Source organism: Cupriavidus sp. MPR-AND1C (assembly GCF_058809705.1).
In genome coordinates, this window is record NZ_JBXASU010000006.1 from 166,932 (window position 1) to 183,723 (window position 16,792).

16 protein-coding genes are annotated in these 16,792 nt (G+C 69.1%); 6 read left to right on the plus strand and 10 right to left on the minus strand.

The genetic code is table 11. The features are described from left to right. Window positions 1–88: 88 nt before the first annotated feature. The 7 genes from AC1RWI_RS06200 to AC1RWI_RS06230 form a co-directional block, all read right to left on the minus strand. Window positions 89–964 (minus strand): AraC family transcriptional regulator, encoded by an 876-nt coding sequence (locus tag AC1RWI_RS06200; RefSeq protein ID WP_144410054.1) that lies wholly within the window; start codon window positions 962–964, stop codon window positions 89–91. A gap of 140 nt (window positions 965–1,104) precedes the next feature. After that, window positions 1,105–2,406, minus strand: a complete 1,302-nt coding sequence (locus AC1RWI_RS06205; RefSeq protein ID WP_052495204.1) for an NAD(P)/FAD-dependent oxidoreductase — start codon at window positions 2,404–2,406, stop codon at window positions 1,105–1,107. After that, window positions 2,403–2,666 carry a 2Fe-2S iron-sulfur cluster-binding protein gene (locus tag AC1RWI_RS06210; RefSeq protein WP_201777379.1) on the minus strand — a complete coding sequence of 88 codons (264 nt, stop codon included), beginning with the start codon at window positions 2,664–2,666 and terminating at the stop codon, window positions 2,403–2,405. The genes AC1RWI_RS06205 and AC1RWI_RS06210 overlap by 4 nt, the downstream gene beginning before the upstream one ends. Then, a complete protein-coding gene (locus AC1RWI_RS06215; protein WP_492865226.1) occupies window positions 2,644–3,813 on the minus strand; it encodes an NAD(P)/FAD-dependent oxidoreductase in 1,170 nt (389 codons plus the stop codon). The genes AC1RWI_RS06210 and AC1RWI_RS06215 overlap by 23 nt, the downstream gene beginning before the upstream one ends. Beyond that, window positions 3,810–4,844 (minus strand): 4-hydroxyproline epimerase, encoded by a 1,035-nt coding sequence (locus AC1RWI_RS06220; protein WP_492865228.1) that lies wholly within the window; start codon window positions 4,842–4,844, stop codon window positions 3,810–3,812. Before AC1RWI_RS06220 ends, AC1RWI_RS06215 begins: the two co-directional genes overlap by 4 nt. 152 nt (window positions 4,845–4,996) lie before the next feature. After that, window positions 4,997–5,668 carry a nitroreductase gene (locus AC1RWI_RS06225; protein WP_492865230.1) on the minus strand — a complete coding sequence of 224 codons (672 nt, stop codon included), beginning with the start codon at window positions 5,666–5,668 and terminating at the stop codon, window positions 4,997–4,999. 17 nt (window positions 5,669–5,685) lie between these two features. Beyond that, window positions 5,686–6,573, minus strand: a complete 888-nt coding sequence (locus tag AC1RWI_RS06230) for a crotonase/enoyl-CoA hydratase family protein (RefSeq protein WP_492865232.1) — start codon at window positions 6,571–6,573, stop codon at window positions 5,686–5,688. A gap of 185 nt (window positions 6,574–6,758) precedes the next feature. On the opposite strand from AC1RWI_RS06230, the gene AC1RWI_RS06235 reads away from it, so the two are divergent. The 3 genes from AC1RWI_RS06235 (at window position 6,759) to AC1RWI_RS06245 (ending at window position 9,562) form a co-directional block, all read left to right on the plus strand. Next, window positions 6,759–7,733, plus strand: coding sequence for an NAD(P)H-dependent flavin oxidoreductase (locus tag AC1RWI_RS06235; protein WP_043357169.1), 975 nt, complete (start codon window positions 6,759–6,761; stop codon window positions 7,731–7,733). Between the two features lie 12 nt (window positions 7,734–7,745). Further along, window positions 7,746–8,210, plus strand: coding sequence for a PaaI family thioesterase (locus tag AC1RWI_RS06240; RefSeq protein WP_043357166.1), 465 nt, complete (start codon window positions 7,746–7,748; stop codon window positions 8,208–8,210). Window positions 8,211–8,383: 173 nt separating this feature from the next. Next, complete coding sequence (locus AC1RWI_RS06245) at window positions 8,384–9,562, plus strand: acetyl-CoA C-acetyltransferase (RefSeq protein WP_043357164.1); 1,179 nt, start codon at window positions 8,384–8,386, stop codon at window positions 9,560–9,562. Between the two features lie 86 nt (window positions 9,563–9,648). On the opposite strand, the gene AC1RWI_RS06250 is transcribed toward AC1RWI_RS06245, so the two are convergent. From AC1RWI_RS06250 to AC1RWI_RS06260, 3 genes are all read right to left on the minus strand, one after another. Next, window positions 9,649–10,335, minus strand: coding sequence for a histidine phosphatase family protein (locus AC1RWI_RS06250; protein WP_043357162.1), 687 nt, complete (start codon window positions 10,333–10,335; stop codon window positions 9,649–9,651). 215 nt (window positions 10,336–10,550) lie between these two features. Further along, complete coding sequence (locus AC1RWI_RS06255; protein WP_043357160.1) at window positions 10,551–11,549, minus strand: Bug family tripartite tricarboxylate transporter substrate binding protein; 999 nt, start codon at window positions 11,547–11,549, stop codon at window positions 10,551–10,553. 151 nt (window positions 11,550–11,700) lie between these two features. Further along, window positions 11,701–12,393, minus strand: a complete 693-nt coding sequence (locus AC1RWI_RS06260; RefSeq protein ID WP_043357158.1) for a TetR/AcrR family transcriptional regulator — start codon at window positions 12,391–12,393, stop codon at window positions 11,701–11,703. 156 nt (window positions 12,394–12,549) lie between these two features. On the opposite strand from AC1RWI_RS06260, the gene AC1RWI_RS06265 reads away from it, so the two are divergent. The 3 genes from AC1RWI_RS06265 (at window position 12,550) to AC1RWI_RS06275 (ending at window position 16,745) form a co-directional block, all read left to right on the plus strand. After that, window positions 12,550–13,356 carry an IclR family transcriptional regulator gene (locus AC1RWI_RS06265; protein WP_492865236.1) on the plus strand — a complete coding sequence of 269 codons (807 nt, stop codon included), beginning with the start codon at window positions 12,550–12,552 and terminating at the stop codon, window positions 13,354–13,356. A 114-nt stretch (window positions 13,357–13,470) separates the two neighbouring features. Then, window positions 13,471–15,627, plus strand: a complete 2,157-nt coding sequence (locus tag AC1RWI_RS06270; RefSeq protein ID WP_492865238.1) for an acetate--CoA ligase family protein — start codon at window positions 13,471–13,473, stop codon at window positions 15,625–15,627. Between the two features lie 98 nt (window positions 15,628–15,725). After that, window positions 15,726–16,745, plus strand: a complete 1,020-nt coding sequence (locus tag AC1RWI_RS06275; protein WP_492865240.1) for a Bug family tripartite tricarboxylate transporter substrate binding protein — start codon at window positions 15,726–15,728, stop codon at window positions 16,743–16,745. The last annotated feature ends 47 nt before the right edge of the window (window positions 16,746–16,792 follow it).

Here is a 16,792-nt window from a genome sequence, read left to right on the forward strand (position 1 = left end):
ATCGGCACAATGCGAGCCTCGCTCCAGGCGCGGCCGCGCGAGTGGGTTCGACGCGCGCGGCCTTTTTGCGTGATTGCGTGATTGCGCCTCAATCGTGCGCGCCTGGCCTGCCGGCTGGCGGCCTGAATTGCCGCGGCGTCAGCCCGGTCAGGGCCTTGAACTGCCGGCTGAAGGCGCTGTGATCGGTATAGCCGCACTCGAGCGCGATGTCGGTGATCGGCATATCGGTGGACAGTAGTTCGGACGCGCGCTCCAGCCTCGCCTTGTGGATCATCTGGCGCGGCGTCAGGTGGAAGATGCGCTTGCAGTAGCGCTCGAGCTGCGCCGCCGACAGGCCGGCCAGCCCCGTCAGTTCGGATAGCAGGATGGGGCGCATGTAGTGCTCGCGGATATAGGTGTCCACCGCCGCCAGCCGCTGGTAGGCCGGATGCGTATCCCTGGCGAAGCGCAGGTCGTGGGAGATGCCGGCCATGCCGATGATGGCGCCGCCGCGATCCAGCAAGGGGCGCTTGCAGGTCATGCACCAGCCTGCGTCGCGCGCGGGATAGAGATGCAACTCGAGCTGCTGCGCAATGGCGCAGCCGGTATCCAGGACGCGCCGGTCTTGCTCCGTGTAGCGCTGGCCGAGATGAGCGGGAAAGACCTCGGCCGACGTCTTGCCAAGCAGGGGCTCGATGCGCTTGAAGCCGCAGCGGGCGGCCAGCGTGAGGTTGGCGACCAGATAGCGCGCCTGGCGGTCCTTGATGAAGAACACCACGTTGGGAATGGCGTTCAGCAACGGCGTGATCAGCGATATGGCATCGAGCAGGGTAGCCATGTCGCGCGGGCGCTGCTTCGCTATGCCCGCGCAGATGCCGGCGAGGTGCGTGATGTTGTCGGCTTCGTCCTGGCTTGCCGTTGCTGGCGAGGGCTGCCGGGGCAGGAAGGCGGGGGCGCAGAGGGAGAGGGAGAGCGATGTCGGCATACTGTCTCCTGAGGACTTTTTAGTTCGTCGGATTTCCGGGTGCGTCGATTCACGGATTGACCGTTGGTCTTCTCCCCTCTCCCACTTGTGGGAGAGGGAGTAACGGCCGTCGTCATTTCAAGCGGCGTTGGCGCAGCCTGTCAGCTTCGCCCGTTCTCGTCCAGCATCAAGGTGCCGATCCGGGCGGGAGACAGCGGCGGGCGCGGTGTGGACTGCGCCCAGCCGAACAGGAGCCGCCCGGCCGTGACGCAGACACGTCCCTGGCAGGCACCCATGCCGCAGCGGCTCTGCATCCTGGCCTGCCAGGCATCCGGATGCGCACGGATGGCCGATAGCGGCACGTCCTCGCAGCGGCACAGCGGCGTGTCGGCGCGGGCCAGCGTCCCAAGCACAGGGTCGAGCGCGAAAGCGGTCCGCACGCGTTGCGCGAACGCGTGCCAGCGCGCGCGCTTCGCCGTCAGCGCGCTGGCCCGCTCGTCGGCGCCCGCGGCCGCGTAGCCGGCGATCCTGCCTTCGATCAGGGCCAGCTCGCTGCCGCCGATACCCGTGCATTCGCCCGCCGCATAGACGTGAGGCAGGCCGGTGCGCTGGAGCGCATCGACGGCAATCGCATCCGATACGGCGTCGAGCGCGCAGCCCAGCAGCACGGCCAGCCCGGTATTCGGCACCAGCCCGAAGCCGCACGCCAGCCGGTCGCAGGCAAGCGCCACGGTACGCCCGCCCTGGCGGATGCGCACTGCTTGCAGGCGCTCCTCACCCAGTGCCTCCAGCACATGGGAGCTCGCCCGATAGTGGCCATCGAGCAGCGCCACCGCCTGTGCCGCCTTGGACGGCCAGCGCCACAGCGCGCCGGCAAAACGCGTCAGGCGTGACAGCGGCGCCTGTTCGGCAATGCGTGCAACGTGCGCGCCGTGCCGGCGTGCCGTGGCGGCCGCCGCCAGCAGCAGCGGCCCGCTGCCGGCTATGACGATGCGCTCGCCCCTGACCGGCGTGCCCGCCTTGACCAGAGCCTGTAACCCGCCCGCCCCGGTCACGCCGGGCAGGGTCCAGCCGGGAAAAGGCAGCAGCAGTTCGCGCGCACCGGTGCACAGGATCAGGTTGCGGAATTGCAGGTGCATGGCGCTCTCGTCGTTCTCGACCAGCAGCGTGCGGGACGCTGGCGCCGCGATGACGCGCGTCGAGGCGAACAGCGCGATGCGGTCTTGCGCGGCGATGGCGTGGCGCAGGCTGCGCGCCTGCCATGGCAGCCGCCCGCCCGGCCCGTCGCGCCAGATCTGCCCGCCGGGCGCCGGGTTGTCATCGATCAGTGCGACGCTGCAGCCGCTCGCGGCCGCCGCGCGCGCCGCCGCCATGCCCGCGGGCCCGGCGCCGACGATCAGCACGTCGTAGCGGCGCTGGCAAGAGGCCGGTGCCTGGCCGATGCCGGATTGCTGCGGGCTCATGGCGTGCGCTCCAGCACCATGCCCTCCCGGCACGTGATCTGGCACGCCAGCCGGCGCCGGGCGTCGATGGTCATGCGGCATTCCTGGCAAATGCCCATGCCGCAAAACGGCGCGCGCGGCCCGCCGCCGCAGGCGCGGCGGGTGAATGGCCGGTCGCTATAGGCCACGGCCGCCGCCACGGAGATACCCGCCGGCACCCGCAGCGCACTGCCATCCAGGAGGACGTTCACAGTCGGGTTACCGGCTCGGTTGCGTTTCATGCTTGTTCTCCCTGCCGGGGCCAGGAGCGGTCTGCGTGGCTGCGGCGAAGCGGCTGAAGGAAAAAGGCGCCGGATCGACCGGGGCCCGGTGGCCCAGCAGCAGCGCCGCCAGCAGGCGCGCGCTGGCGGGCGCGGTGGTCACGCCCAGGCCCTCGTGGCCCACCGCCAGCCACAGGCCCGGCTGTCCGGGGTGGGCGCCGACGATGGGCAGCCCGTCGGGCGTGGCGGCGCGAAAGCCGGTCCAGCAGCGGATCGCGTTCATGTCGGCGAGGGCGGGCAGGTAGGCGGTGGCGCGCCGGAGCATGCGGGCCATCACCTGGGTGTCCACCGCGGCATCGAGGCTGTCAAACTGGCGCGACGAGCCGATCAGCAACTGGCCCGTTGGGCGCGGTTGCACATTGAAGGCGACCGAGATCCCGTCGCTGTGGTGCGCGCTCGCGGCATAGCCGAGTTCGACCAGCTGATGGTTCACGCAGGCCGGGTAGCGGTCGGTAATGACGAGATGCCCCTTCCTGGCGCGGATCGGCAGCGCTGGCAGCAGTTGCGTGGCCTGGATGCCGTTGGCGACGACGACCGCGGCGGCGGTGAGCCGCCTGCCGTCTTCCAGGGTGACATGGTTTGCCTCCACCGCGCTCACCGTGGCGTGCAGGAGGCTTATCCGCGACGCCCTCTGCGCGAGCAGCCATGATGCCACGGCCGGGGCGTAGACGATGGCGTCACCCGCGACCTTGAGCGCTCCCGCCAGGCCCGGCCGCAGCATGGGCTCGTGGCGCGCCAGTTCGCCGCCATCCAGCATGGCGCACGGGATGCCCTGCGCCCGCAGCGCGTCCTGGCGCTGGCGGGCCAGCGCCATTTCCGCGGCATCGCCGGCCACCCACAGCGTGCCGCACTGGCGATAGGCGCAGCCAGGCGGCATGTCGCGGGCGAGCTCCCGCCAGAGCCTGAGCGAGCAGGCGCACAGGTCGCGTTCTGGCGCGGTGTCGTCCATCATCACCAGATGGCCCATGCCGGCATGGGTGGCGCCGCCGGCGCGGCTGTCCAGCACGCAGACATCCAGCCCGTGCCCGGCCAGTTCGAAGGCGCAGGCCGCGCCGACGATCCCGGCGCCGATGACGATGACATCGCCGCAAGCCTGCGCGGGCCTCATGTGCCGATACCCCGGGCGCCGATACCCCAGGCGCCGATGCCCCAGGCGAAGGGATCGTCGTGCGCGATCAGCAGCGTGGCCTCGGCATACACATGGGCGTGGCCATGCACGGTCGGGATGATGTGGCCCGGTTCATTGGCGGGTGCATAGTGCGCCACGAAGCGGCTGCCGGTCACGCTGGCCTGGCGCCAGGGTGTGCCGGGCGCGAGCTTGCCGTCCGCGGCCAGGCAGGCGAGCTTGGCGCTGGTGCCGGTGCCACAGGGAGAGCGGTCGTAGGCCTTGCCCGGGCACAGCACGAAGTTGCGGCTGTCGGCGTCATCGGCGCCGTCGGGCGTGCAGAACAGTTCGATATGGTCGACCGGCGCGCCGTGCGGCGCCGCGATGCCCGCCCGTTCGAGTGCCTGCCGCACGGCCCACGCGAACGCGGTCAGTGCATCGAGGTTGTCGCGCTCGATGCGCTGGCCATGGGATTCGGTCAGGAAGAACCAGTTGCCGCCCCAGGCGATGTCGCCGGTGACGGGGCCGTGGCCCGGCACGTCGACGGCTACCGCATGCCGGTAGCGCCAGGCGGGCACATTGCGCACGCCGACCGAACCGTCTTCATGCAACGTGGCCTCCACCGTGCCCACCGGCGTATCGATCCGGTGCCGCCCCGGCGCGATGCGCCCGAGATGTGCCAGCGAGGCCACCAGCCCGATGGTGCCGTGGCCGCACATGCCCAGGTAGCCGCTGTTGTTGAAGAAGATCACGCCCGCGCAGGCATCGGCGGAAACCGGCGGGCACAGCAGCGCGCCTACCATCACGTCGCTGCCGCGCGGCTCCAGCACGGTGGCGGCGCGCCAACGGTCGTGCTCGCGCGTGAGCCGGTCCAGCCGCGCGGCCATGCTGGCGCGGCCGAGATCGGGGAAGCCGTCGATGACCAGCCGGGTGGGTTCGCCGCCGGTGTGGGAGTCGATCACCCTGATCCGGCGGGGAGCGGGCGGTGAAGACGCCGTGGGGCGTGCAGGGGAAGGCAGGGCGTGCGCAGGCATGGCGGGAATGCCCAGGGGGCCAGGAGTGGATGACCCCTACAGCGTGGCATGACCGCTCCCTGCCGGCTTGTCGCCTTTCCCCAGCGGCGACGACGAAATCGGCATAGTGGCAAGCCGCTGCCCACCGCTGCCCACCGCTTGCCGCAGGGGCCTCAGATGCCGATGAACTCCGTGAACTCTCCCAGCGGTGCGCGCGTGGCGCGCAACTGGTTGACCGCCGCCGCCGGATCCTCGTAGCCGATCGCCATGCCGGTAAACAGCATGCGTTCGGCGGGCAGGCAGAGAAAGCCCGCAATGGTTTCCGGATACATCGCCCAGCATTCTTGCGCGCAGCTGTCCAGTCCATGCTCGCGCAGCAGCAGCATCACCGTTTGCAGGTACATGCCCAGGTCCGACCATTGCGGCGGGCCCATGCGGCGGTCCACCGTGCAGAACAACGCCAGCGGCGCGCCGAAGAACGTGAAGTTATTGGCAAACTGGGCAAGGCGCGCCGGCTTGTTCTCGCGCGGGATGCCCAGGCAGCGATAGAGGTCCTCGCCTACCTGGAAGCGCCGTTCGCGATAAGGCGAGACCAGCTCGCGCGGGTAGACGTCGTACTCGGTCCCTTCGCCGCGGGGCGCGCCGGCGACGCGTTCGCGCATGGTGGCCTTGAGCCGCGCCAGCGGCTCGCCGCCCACCACGTGCAGGTGCCACGGCTGCAGGTTGCCGCCCGATGGCGCGCGCGCGGCCTGCTCCAGCACGTCGCGGATGATCTCCGGCGGCACCGGCGTGGGAAGAAAGCCGCGCACCGATTTGCGGCTCTGGACTGCCATGCTGACTTTCACGCAGTTCTCCTTGGGGATCAGATAAAGGGCGGCTCGTTGCCCCAGTCGAAGAAGTCCGGCATGTCCTGCGACACGCGCTCGGGGAAGCTGGCCGGGCGCTTTTCCAGGAAGGCGCTGACGCCCTCCTTGACGTCGGCCGACTGGCCGCGCGACTGGATCGCGCGGCTGTCCAGGCGGTGCGCCTCCATCGGGTGGCTGGCCCCGGCCATGCGCCAGATCAGCTGGCGCGAGATGGCGACGGATACCGGCGCGGCATTGTCGGCGATCTCACGGGCCAGCGCCTGCGCGGCCGGCAACAGGTCCTCGGGCGCGTGCAGCGAGCGCACCAGCCCGCGCTCCAGCGCCTCCTGCGCCGAGAACACGCGGCCGGTGTAGCACCATTCCAGCGCGGTGGAAATGCCCACCACGCGCGACAGGAACCACGACGATGCCGCCTCGGGCGTGATGCCGCGGCGCGCGAACACGAAGCCGAACTTGGCATCGGTCGAGGCCAGGCGGATGTCCATCGGCAACTGCATGGTCACGCCGATGCCCACCGCCGGCCCGTTGACCGCCGCGATGACCGGCTTGAGGCTGCGGAAGATGCGCAGCGCCACGCGTCCGCCGCCATCGCGGTGGGCGGCTTCCTGGCTGGCGCCGTAGCGCTTCTCGTAATCGAAGGTGGAGCCGCCGGAGGACAGGTCGGCGCCGGCGCAGAAGGCGCGCCCGGAGCCGGTGACGATCACCGCGCGGACGTCGTCGTCGGCGTCGGTGGCGTCAAAGGCGTCGATGAGGTCCTGCATCATGCGCGGGGTGAAGGCGTTGAGCTTTTCCGGGCGGTGCAGGGTGATGGTGGCGACGCCCTTGTCGACGGCGTATTGCAGGGTCTCGAAGCTGGGGGGGACGGCTGGGTTCGGGGTGCTCATGGCTGGCCTTGGCTCTCTCGAAATGGGTGTGGGTAAGGTAGTGCAGAATCGGGCGCCTGCAATCGTCGAATCCGACGAGGTAGGGACGGCAGCGCCGCCGTAGACTGGCGCCAGGACGCCTGGCGGCCTGAGCCAGGCAGAAGACCGAGCATGGAACACAAAGACCAGAAGCCAGAAGGAACATCATGAAGACGCGCATCACCGAATTGCTGGGCACCCGCTACCCTATCATCCAGGGCGGCATGCAGTGGGTTGGCTACGCCGAGATGGCCGCCGCGGTCTCCAACGCCGGCGGGCTTGGCGTGCTCACCGCGCTGACCCAGCCCACCCCGGAAGCGCTGGCCGCGGAGATCCGGCGCACCCGCGAGCTGACCGACCAGCCCTTTGGCGTCAACCTGACGCTGCTACCCTCCATCAACCCGCCGCCGTACGCCCGCTACCTCGATGTGATCATCGAAAGCGGCATCAAGGTGCTGGAGACGGCGGGCAACAATCCCAAGGAGCATATCGCGCGCGCCAAGGCGGCCGGCATCAAGGTGATCCACAAGTGCGTGGCGATCCGCCATGCGATGTCGGCCGAGCGCCTGGGCGTGGACGCGGTGTCCATCGACGGTTTCGAGTGCGCGGGCCACCCGGGCGAGGACGACGTCCCGGGCATGGTGCTGATCCCGCTGGCCGCGCGCCGGCTGGGCATTCCGGTGATTGCCTCGGGTGGCATTGCCGACGGGCGCGGCATGGCGGCGGCACTGGTGCTGGGCGCGGAGGGCATCAACATGGGCACGCGCTTTTGCGCCACGCGCGAGGCGCCGATCCACCACAACGTCAAGCAGGCCCTGGTGGACGCCAGCGAGCGCGACACCAACCTGATCTTCCGCACGCTGCACAATACCGCGCGCGTGCTCAAGAACGCCATCTCCGATGAGGTCGTCACCATCGAGCGCCAGCCGGGCGGCGCCCAGTTCGAGGACGTCAAGCACCTGGTGGCGGGCGTACGCGGCAAGGCCGCGCTCGCCGCCGGCGAGACCGACGGCGGAATCATCAGCGCCGGCCAGTGCGTGGGCCTGATCGACGACATCCCGACCTGCGCCGAGCTGATCGAGCGCATGGTGGCCGAATGCCGCGAGCAGCTCGGGGTGGCCTCGCGCTACTTCGCGGCATAAGGCGGCGCAGCCATGGCCCAAGCCAGTCAACTTTCCGATGCCGGCCCGGGCGTGGGGCAATCCGATGTGGCCGAGGCGCCGCCGCCGGGCTTTGTCGCATTGCGCGGCGCCAAGGGCTTCCTCGAGAACTTCGGACAGATCTACGTGGACCGGGCGCGGCGCGTAGTGGCCATCCGCATCGGGCCGCATCACCTCAACCCGCTTGGCATACCGCACGGCGGCATGCTGGCCACGCTGGCCGACACCGCCATTGGCATGATGATGGCGCTGGAGACTGAGCGCAAGCAGCCGGCGGTGACGGTCAACCTCAGCATGGACTACTTCGATGCCGCGCGGGTGGGCGACTGGGTGGAGGCGCACGTCGAGTTCGACAAGCTGGGCTCCCGGCTGCGCTTCGGCGGTTGCCGCCTGATGGCCGGGGAGCGTTGCCTGCTGCGCGCCACCGCCATCTTCTCGGTGCTCACGCCGCGCGCGTGATGCGCCGCCGCCGCTTGGCGCGTCGGCTGCGCCGCGCAATCGTCGCTTCCGACGACGCCGGGCGCCCCGCTGCTGCGCCAGAATCCGCAACAGGATAACGAGGCTTGGCCGTGCCCTTCCCGGGACACGGCCATTACGGGCGGGTTCGCCCCGGAACGACAAGAGGAGACGACATGGCAGAGGCATACATCGTAGCGGCCGCGCGCACCGCGGGCGGGCGCAAGGGCGGCAAGCTGGCAGGCTGGCATCCGGCGGATCTCGCCGCGCAGGTGCTGAATGCGCTGGTTGCGCGCAGCGGCGCCGATCCGGCACTGATCGACGACGTGATCATGGGCTGCGTCGGCCAGGCCGGCGAGCAGGCCGGCAACGTGGCGCGCAACGCCGTGCTGGCCTCGAAGCTGCCGCAAAGCGTGCCCGGCACCTCGGTCGACCGCCAGTGCGGCTCGTCGCAACAAGCCCTGCACTTCGCCGCGCAGGCGGTGATGTCCGGCACCATGGACATCGTGATCGCCGCCGGCGTGGAAAGCATGACCCGCGTGCCGATGGGCTTGCCCTCCACGCTGCCCTTCAAGAACGGCTTCGGCAGCTCGATGAGTCCGGCCATGCAGGAACGCTATCCCGGTGTGAAGTTCAGCCAGTTCACCGGCGCCGAGATGATGTCACGCAAGTACGGCCTCACGCGGGACGACCTGGACCGCTACGCGCTGGAAAGCCACCGCCGCGCCATCGCCGCCACGCAGGCCGGCCGCTTCAAGGACGAGATCGTGCCCGTGGCCGTGCGCGCCGCGGACGGCAGCGCCAACGGCGAGCTGCATACGGTGGACGAAGGCATCCGCTTTGAAGCCAGCCTGGAATCCATCTCCAGCGTCAAGCTGATCGAGGAAGGCGGCACCGTCACCGCCGCCAGCGCCAGCCAGATCTGCGACGGCGCGGCGGGGCTGATGGTGGTCAACGAAGCCGGCCTGAAGAAGCTGGGCGTCAAGCCGCTGGCACGCATTCACCATATGTCGGTGCTGGGCCATGATCCGGTGATCATGCTGGAAGCGCCGTTGCCGGCCACGCTGCGGGCGCTGGACAAGGCCGGCATGAAGATCGGCGATATCGACCTGTTCGAGATCAATGAAGCGTTTGCGCCGGTGCCGCTGGCCTGGTTGCAGACCACGGGCGCCGATCCGGCGCGCATGAATGTGAATGGCGGGGCGATTGCGCTGGGGCATCCGCTTGGTGGATCGGGGGCTAAGCTGATGACCACGCTGGTGCATGCGCTGCATGCGCAGGGGAAGCGGTATGGGTTGCAGACGATGTGCGAGGGTGGGGGGATGGCGAATGTGACTATTGTCGAGCGGCTGTAGGGTTGTAGGGCTGTGGTTCCTGGGGGGGCTTCGCTGCTTTTCGCGGTCCCCCCAGCAGCAACAACAGGCCTGTCCCCCCCGGGACCTCAAGCAAACGTAATGGCATCCCGCCGGTCAAGCCGATCCAGATGCGGCAGACTATTAAAACTGAGCAATCGCTGCATCCCGCGCCCGGAAATAATCTCGCAAAACGCCGTATTCCGAAACTGCAGATTCAACTCGATCGCAGTCTGCGCCGGCGCACCCAGCAAATCCGCGGTAGCCCGTCCGATCGCCCCGCCGGAACTGACAACCAACACCGCGTCCTCCCGCGAAGCCCCTTGCGTGGCATGCAGCAAGCTATCGCGGATCCGCCCGCCAAACTCCGCCCATGATTCCGGCATGCCCACCAGTTGATCCAGCGTCCAGGCCTGATACGCCGCGCGGAATGTGCGCCAGTAGTCGTTGTAGTCAGCGTTCTGGTGCGCGCGATGATCCGCCCCGCCGGTATGGCTGCGGTACAGCGCTTCGCCATCGTATTCGTTGAGGCCGAGGTGGGTTTCGATGTTCGTCTGGACCGGCACATCGCCGGCCCCCATGCCGGCCAGGATCTCCAGGGCGGTGTCCTGCTGGCGCACCAGCGAACCAGCAACCACCCGCTTGAACGCGACGCCGCGCTCGCGGAAGTACTCGCCCAGCCAGCGGGCCTGTTGCCGGCCGGTGTCGGAGAGGCAGTCGTAGTTGGCGGCGCCGAACGAGGCTTGACCGTGCCGTACCAGGAAGAGCGTTGCCATGCGTGATGTCGGCGCCGGTGGGCACCCGGGAAGCGGTAAAACGGGAATCGGCACGCGAACGCGGGAGCGCCGCGCGGGGTGCAGCCATTGTATGAGTGCCGGCCGCGGCGGCCAAGCTAAGCCGCGCCGGATTCATAGCGGTCATTGCCGCGCTGCATTATCCCGCTGCACAGCGGCAGGGTCAGTCCAAGCCATAGTCCAGCCTTAGTCCAGCCTTAGTCCAGCGTCACCCCGGTGTCCGCGGTCAGCTTGAGCACGCCCGGCAGGTAGGCCTTGTAGGCAGCCACTGCGTCGGCCGGCAGGTTGCCGATCGGCTCCGCGCCCATGTCCTCGATGCGCTGGCTGATCTGCGGCGTCTTCACCAGGGCGCTCACCTCGCGGCCCAGGCGCTCGACGATGTCGCCGGGCGTGCGTGCCGGGACCAGCAGCGTGATGGGGCCGGTCAGCTTGTACGGCTCGTCGGGATAGCCGGCTTCGGCAAAGGTTGGCACGTCGGGCAAGGCCTTGGCGCGCCGGGTGCCGGTGACGGCCAGCGCTCGCAGCTTGCCGCTGGCGAAGTGCTGCTTGAGCGAGGTCACCGAGCCAACTGTCATGTTGACCTGGCCGGCGAGCAGGTCGCTCACCATCGGGCCTTCGCCGCGATACGGCACGTGCAGGATATCGACGCCGTAGGTTTTGTCGAGGTAGGCCTGGATGGTGTGCGGCTGCGTGCCCGGGCCCCAGGAACCCATGCGCAGCTTGCCGGGTTCCTTCCTGGCATAAGCGATCAGTTCCGCCACGGTCTTCACCGGCAGCGTGCCGTTGACGGCCAGCACAGTGCGCGCCATGGCGATGTCGGACACCTGGCGCAGGTCGGTGCGCGGATCGTAGGGCAGCTTCTTGTAGAGGGCGAGATTGGCGGTGATGGGACCGGGGATGGTCAGCAGCAGCGTGTAGCCATCGGGCGCCGACTTGGCCACATAGTCGGTGCCGATGATGCCGCCGGCGCCGCCTTTGTTCTCCACTACCACGGTTTGTCCCAGCCGCTTGCCCAGGCCTTCGGCCAGCGTGCGCGAGAGCGTGTCGGTGAGGCCGCCGGCCGGGTAGGGCACGATCAGGTGCAGGGGCTTGGCGGGATAGCTGGCTTGCGCCTGGGCTGCCAGCGGCAGCAGTGCCGCGCACGCGCAGGCCAGCAGGACGGCCGCCTTCCCGCAGAACGGGCTGCGTATTGTCATGATTTGTCTCCTCGGGCTTTTATAGGATCCGGCGCGCGCTTCGGGCAGAATGCGCGCGCCGGTATCGGGTCAGGCTTGATTGCGGCGGGAAACCACGCGCGGGACCGCGCGTTGTGCAGTTGTGATGTTGTGATGTTGTGACGTTAAGGCGTCAGGCCGGCAGCGCCAGGTAGCCGGCCACCAGCCGGGTCATCTCGCCGGGCAGCCGTTCGTCGTCGAGCGGCAGCGGACCGGCGTCGTTGAGGATGGCATTGACCACGATGCTGAACACGGCTTGCATGGCAAAGCGCACGCGCATCTGCGCCTGCTCCGGCGGCACCGGCATGCGCGGCACCAGCAGCGCCACCATGCGTTCCACCACGTCTTGTCCGCTTTCGCGATGCGGCAGCCACTCTTCCGGGCGGACGGAGGCGTGCTTGAGCGATGCCTTGATCACGCCGCGGTTGGCGTGGCAGCCGAGCACCACGTAGCGCATGATTTTTTCCAGCATCACGTCGGTGGGCACGTCTTCCCAGCGTTCCACGCGCAGGTAGCGCGCCACGGAATCGCTGGTTTCCTGCATCACCAACGCGCGCAGGGATTCGAAGAACGCCTGCTTGTCGCGGAAGCGGCCGTAGAAGGCCCCGACCGACACTTCGCAGGCGGAGGCAATCTGGGCAACCGACACCGCGGAGAAATCCCGCTGTGCGAGCAGCTCGCGGCCGGCGTCCAGCAGAGCCTGCTCGGTCTCGCGCGCGCGGCGCTGGCGCGGTGGCTGCAGGATCGACGGGGTCGCTACTGTCGGGAATGCGGAAGTCCCCTTGGACGGCTTGGCGGGGGACGCGGCAGAGGACGAGAGGGGCATGTTGATTCCGTATGCGAATTCTGATTCGGTTTTATGAACCATATGGTTACCACGGCGTTTCGTCAAGAAACGGTCTACATTTCCAATATGTGGAAATACATTCCGTTCTTTGACACAGAAAATGACGCCGCCCACACTGCGGTGCAAGGAGACAAGATGAACACGCCGGTCGAACAATTCATAGCCGAGCGCAGGAAAGAGGACCCGTCCTTCGGTGGCTTGCTGGCCAAGGGCTTTGCCTTGCTGCGCTGCTTCATCGACGAGTCCCGTCCGCTTGGCAACGGCGAGCTCGCCGAGCGCCTGCAGATGCCGCGCGCCACGGTGTCGCGCATCTGCCGCACGCTGTTCGAGCTGGGCTACCTGGATTGGGACCCCAAGCTCGACAAGTATTTCGTCGGCGCCCAGGTGCTGGCCCTGGGTTATCCCTACCTGGCCGGGCTGCCGGTGCGTCATGTGGCACGCCCGCTGATGCAGGCGCTGGCGGATCGTATCGAAGGCGCCGTGTCGATGGGCGTGGCGCATCGGCTGGACGTGACCTACCTGCAGAGCTGCACGCATCACGAGGGCACGGCGGCGCGCCCCGGCGTGGGCGCGGTGCGCTCGGTGCTGAGCACGGCGATGGGCCGTGCCTTCCTGTGCACGCTTTCCAAGAGCGAGTTCGAGCAACTGATGCAGGCCGCGCGCCACGAGCGCGCCCAGGAGTACGCCGCCTGCTACGACACCATTTGCCACAACGTGGCGCATTACCCCAAGCGTGGCTTTGCCATCAATGAAGGCGACGCCGGCAGCGGCGTGCACGGCGTGGGCGTGTACTCGCGCATCGTCTACCTGAACCGCCCCCTGCTGTTCAACTGCGCGATCGCCGGCTCGCAAATGCGGCGCGGCATGCTGGAAAAGAAGATCGCGCCGCTGCTGATGGAGATGACCCGCACCATCGAATCCATGACGGGCCTGCGGCAATAGCCCGGCAGGCGGAGCAAGGCATGCGAAGCCACACGAAGCGGCACGAAGCCACACACAGCGCCGGCACAGGCGCAAAACTAGACAAGCCATTCAAGGCCATCCGGAGACAACGCCATGCCCGATCTAGATTTCCTGCTGAAACCGCGTTCGGTCGCGGTCATCGGCGCGTCCACGCAGCCCGAGAAGGTGGGCGGCATGCCGATTCGCCTGCTGCGCGAGCTCGGCTACGCCGGGCGCATTTTTCCCGTGCATCCCACCGCCAGCGAGATCCAGGGCTTGCCTGCCTGCGCGACGCTGGCCGCCATTGGCCAGCCCGTCGACCTGGCCATCGTGGCGGTGCCGGCGGTGGCGACGGAATCCGTGATGGCGCAACTGGCGCGAAATGGCACGCGCGCCGCGATCTTCTTCACCTCGGGCTTTGCCGAAGTGGGCGATGAGGGCCTGGCCATGCAAGTGGCGCTGGCCGAGAGCGCGCGCCGCCACGGCGTGGCCCTGCTCGGCCCCAATTGCCTGGGCGTGATGAACCTGCGCGAGCGCATGTTTGCCACGTTCTCGCCGATCCCGCTGACTGGCGTGCCGCCTGCGGGCGACGTGGGGCTGGTCAGCCAGAGCGGCGCGTTCGGCGCCTACGCCTTTGCGCTGGCGCGCGAGGCCGGGCTGGGCCTGAGCCATTGGGTGACCACTGGCAACGAGGCCGGCCTGCAGGTGGCCGATGTGATCGAGTGGATGGCGCAGGACAAAGATACCCGCGTGATCCTGGCTTATATGGAGGGCTGCCGCGATGGCGCGCGCTTGCGCCAGGCGCTGGCCGCCGCGCGTGCCGCCGGCAAGCCGGTGGTGATCACCAAGGTGGGCACCACCGAGGCAGGCGCGCGTTCGGCGCAGTCGCACACGGCCAGCCTGGCAGGAGAAGATGCGGTGTATCAGGCGGTGTTCGATGAGTACGGCGTGCATCGCGCCCATACGATCGAGGACTTCTTCCGCCTTGGCTACACGCTGTCACGCGGGCGCCGGCCGGCGCGCTGGCACAGCCCGAGCGGGTTGATGGCCGATGCGGTGGCGCCGGTGGCCATCGTCACCGTGTCCGGCGGCGTCGGCATCATGATGGCCGATCGCGCCGAAGAGCTTGGCATGCCCATGCCGCCCATGCCCGCGGCAGCCGCCAAGGCGCTGCGTGCGAGCATTCCCTTTGCCAGCACCGCCAACCCGATCGATGTGACGGGGCAGGTGGTGGCCCAGCCCGCCGTGCTGCTCGACGCGATGGCCGGGGTGGCCACCTGCGGCGAGTACGGCAGCGTGGTGGCCTTCCTTGCCGGTGGCGCCAACGCGCCGCGCTTGTGGGAAGAACTGCAGCGCACCATCGGCGCGCTGCATGAGGACAAGCGCGCCGCGCCGCTGCTGCTTTCCGGCGTGGTCGACGACGACAAGCGGGCATGGCTGGAAGCGCATGGCTGCCTGGTGTTCCGCGAACCGGCCCACGCCATCGAGGCCGTGGCCGCGCTGGCCCGCGCGGCAGCATGGGAAGCCGCCGCGAGCGTGCCGGTTGCCGAGGCCGCCGCGCCAGTCGGCGCGCTCCTGCGTGATGTGCCGGACGATGCCAGCGCGCTGTCCGAGTTCGACGCCATGCGACTGCTGGCGGACGCCGGCGTGCCGGTGGCCGTGCACGGACTCGCGCGCGACGCCGATGAAGCCGTGGCGCTGGCGCAGCGCATCGGCTACCCGGTGGCGGTAAAGCTGTGCTCGGCACAGGTGCTGCACAAGAGCGACGCAGGCGGCGTGGCGCTCAACCTGACGGACGACGCCGCGGTGCGCAAGGCCTTTGCCGCGATGCAGGCGGCGCTGGCCCGGGCCGATGCCAGCCTGCCCTTCGAGGGCGTGCTGGTGGCCCGCATGGTGCGCGGCTGGGGCGAGCTGATGGTGGGCGTGCGGCGCGACCCGGTGTTCGGGTTGGTGGTGCTGGCCGGCATCGGCGGCACCGCGGTGGAGATCTTCCGGCAGATGGCCTTTGGCCTGGCGCCGTTGTCGCCCGAGCGCGCCCGCGCCATGCTCGAGCGCAGCCGCGCGGCGGTACTGTTTGCCGGCCATCGCGGCAACCCGGTGCTGCCGCTGGCACAGGCTGCCGACTTGCTGGTGCGTGTGTCGAAGCTGGCCGCGGCACTGGGTCCCCGGCTCGACACGCTGGAGATCAACCCATTCATCATCGGTGCCGATGGCGCAGTGGCGGCGGACGCCGTGATCACCTTGCTGCCAGCGGGCGGATCGGGGGCATGACCGCGATGGCGTAGCAAGCAAGCTTGACCCTGCCGCGCAACCCGATACCGGCACAGACCGGACGCGCGGATGGGGAACCACAACTGGAGACAACCATCATGCATTTGCAAGCTGCAAGGACCGCGCGCGCGCCGGCGGCGGGCGCACTCGCCGCCGCGGTGATGACGGTGCTGACGGCGCTGGCCGCCACACCGGCGCACGCCGCACCACCGCAAGCCACGAAATATCCTGACAAGCCGATCCGCCTGGTGGTGCCCTTTCCGCCGGGCGGCGGCACCGACGTCATCGGGCGGCTGGTGGCCGCCAGGCTGTCGACCGCGCTGGGCGGCACCGTGCTGGTGGAAAACGTGGCGGGCGCCACCGGCACCATCGGCTCGGCCCAGGTGGCGCGCGCCGCGCCGGACGGCTACACACTGTTGCTCGGCATCTCCGCCACGCATGCCATCGCGCCGGCGATCTTCCCCCGGCTGCCCTACGATCCCGTGCGCGATTTTGTGCCGGTGGGCCGGCTGGCCTACGGCGGCAACGTGCTGGTGGCGGGCCCGGCGTTCACGGGCAAGGACCTGCCGGCGCTGATCGCAGCCGCCAGGCGTCCAGGCGCCGACCTCACCTATGGCTCCTGGGGCCCCGGCTCGGGCGGCCACCTGGCCGGCGAGAGCCTCAACGTCATCAGCGGCATCCATCTGCGCCACATTCCCTACAAAGGCGTGAGCCCGATGCTGACCGATGTGATGGGCGGCACGCTGCCGGTGGCCATGTCGGACCTGGCCGGCACCTTGCCGTTGATCCGCAGCGGCAAGGTCCGGGCGCTGGCGGTGACCGGCTCGGAGCGCTCGGTGGCGCTGCCCGATGTGCCCACCTTCGCCGAGTCCGGCGTGCCGTTTCGCATCGACAGCTGGTACGCGCTGTTCGCGCCGGCCCGCACGCCGGCTCCCATCCTCGATCGCCTTGAGCGCGCGGTCGACGCCATCATGGCCGAGCCCGCCATGCAGGCGCAGGCCGCCACGCTGGGCATGCGTTTCACCCCGCAGCCGCGCGCTGTCTTTGCCGCCCAGATGCAGGACGACGTCCGCGCCTGGGCCGCCCTTGTCAAGTCGAGCGGCGCCGCCCTCGAATAACCCGCCAGGAATAACCCGCCAGGAGCCAACGCACATGAACATGAACC

What these genes read in the sequence shown, in the direction of transcription:
- AC1RWI_RS06200 (WP_144410054.1), bottom strand. Translation starts at nt 964, where the DNA reads ATGCCGACATCGCTCTCCCTCTCCCTCTGCGCCCCCGCCTTCCTGCCC.
- AC1RWI_RS06205 (WP_052495204.1), bottom strand. Translation starts at nt 2,406, where the DNA reads ATGAGCCCGCAGCAATCCGGCATCGGCCAGGCACCGGCCTCTTGCCAG.
- AC1RWI_RS06210 (WP_201777379.1), bottom strand. Translation starts at nt 2,666, where the DNA reads ATGAAACGCAACCGAGCCGGTAACCCGACTGTGAACGTCCTCCTGGAT.
- AC1RWI_RS06215 (WP_492865226.1), bottom strand. Translation starts at nt 3,813, where the DNA reads ATGAGGCCCGCGCAGGCTTGCGGCGATGTCATCGTCATCGGCGCCGGG.
- AC1RWI_RS06220 (WP_492865228.1), bottom strand. Translation starts at nt 4,844, where the DNA reads ATGCCTGCGCACGCCCTGCCTTCCCCTGCACGCCCCACGGCGTCTTCA.
- AC1RWI_RS06230 (WP_492865232.1), bottom strand. Translation starts at nt 6,573, where the DNA reads ATGAGCACCCCGAACCCAGCCGTCCCCCCCAGCTTCGAGACCCTGCAA.
- AC1RWI_RS06235 (WP_043357169.1), top strand. Translation starts at nt 6,759, where the DNA reads ATGAAGACGCGCATCACCGAATTGCTGGGCACCCGCTACCCTATCATC.
- AC1RWI_RS06240 (WP_043357166.1), top strand. Translation starts at nt 7,746, where the DNA reads ATGGCCCAAGCCAGTCAACTTTCCGATGCCGGCCCGGGCGTGGGGCAA.
- AC1RWI_RS06245 (WP_043357164.1), top strand. Translation starts at nt 8,384, where the DNA reads ATGGCAGAGGCATACATCGTAGCGGCCGCGCGCACCGCGGGCGGGCGC.
- AC1RWI_RS06250 (WP_043357162.1), bottom strand. Translation starts at nt 10,335, where the DNA reads ATGGCAACGCTCTTCCTGGTACGGCACGGTCAAGCCTCGTTCGGCGCC.
- AC1RWI_RS06255 (WP_043357160.1), bottom strand. Translation starts at nt 11,549, where the DNA reads ATGACAATACGCAGCCCGTTCTGCGGGAAGGCGGCCGTCCTGCTGGCC.
- AC1RWI_RS06260 (WP_043357158.1), bottom strand. Translation starts at nt 12,393, where the DNA reads ATGCCCCTCTCGTCCTCTGCCGCGTCCCCCGCCAAGCCGTCCAAGGGG.
- AC1RWI_RS06265 (WP_492865236.1), top strand. Translation starts at nt 12,550, where the DNA reads ATGAACACGCCGGTCGAACAATTCATAGCCGAGCGCAGGAAAGAGGAC.
- AC1RWI_RS06270 (WP_492865238.1), top strand. Translation starts at nt 13,471, where the DNA reads ATGCCCGATCTAGATTTCCTGCTGAAACCGCGTTCGGTCGCGGTCATC.
- AC1RWI_RS06275 (WP_492865240.1), top strand. Translation starts at nt 15,726, where the DNA reads ATGCATTTGCAAGCTGCAAGGACCGCGCGCGCGCCGGCGGCGGGCGCA.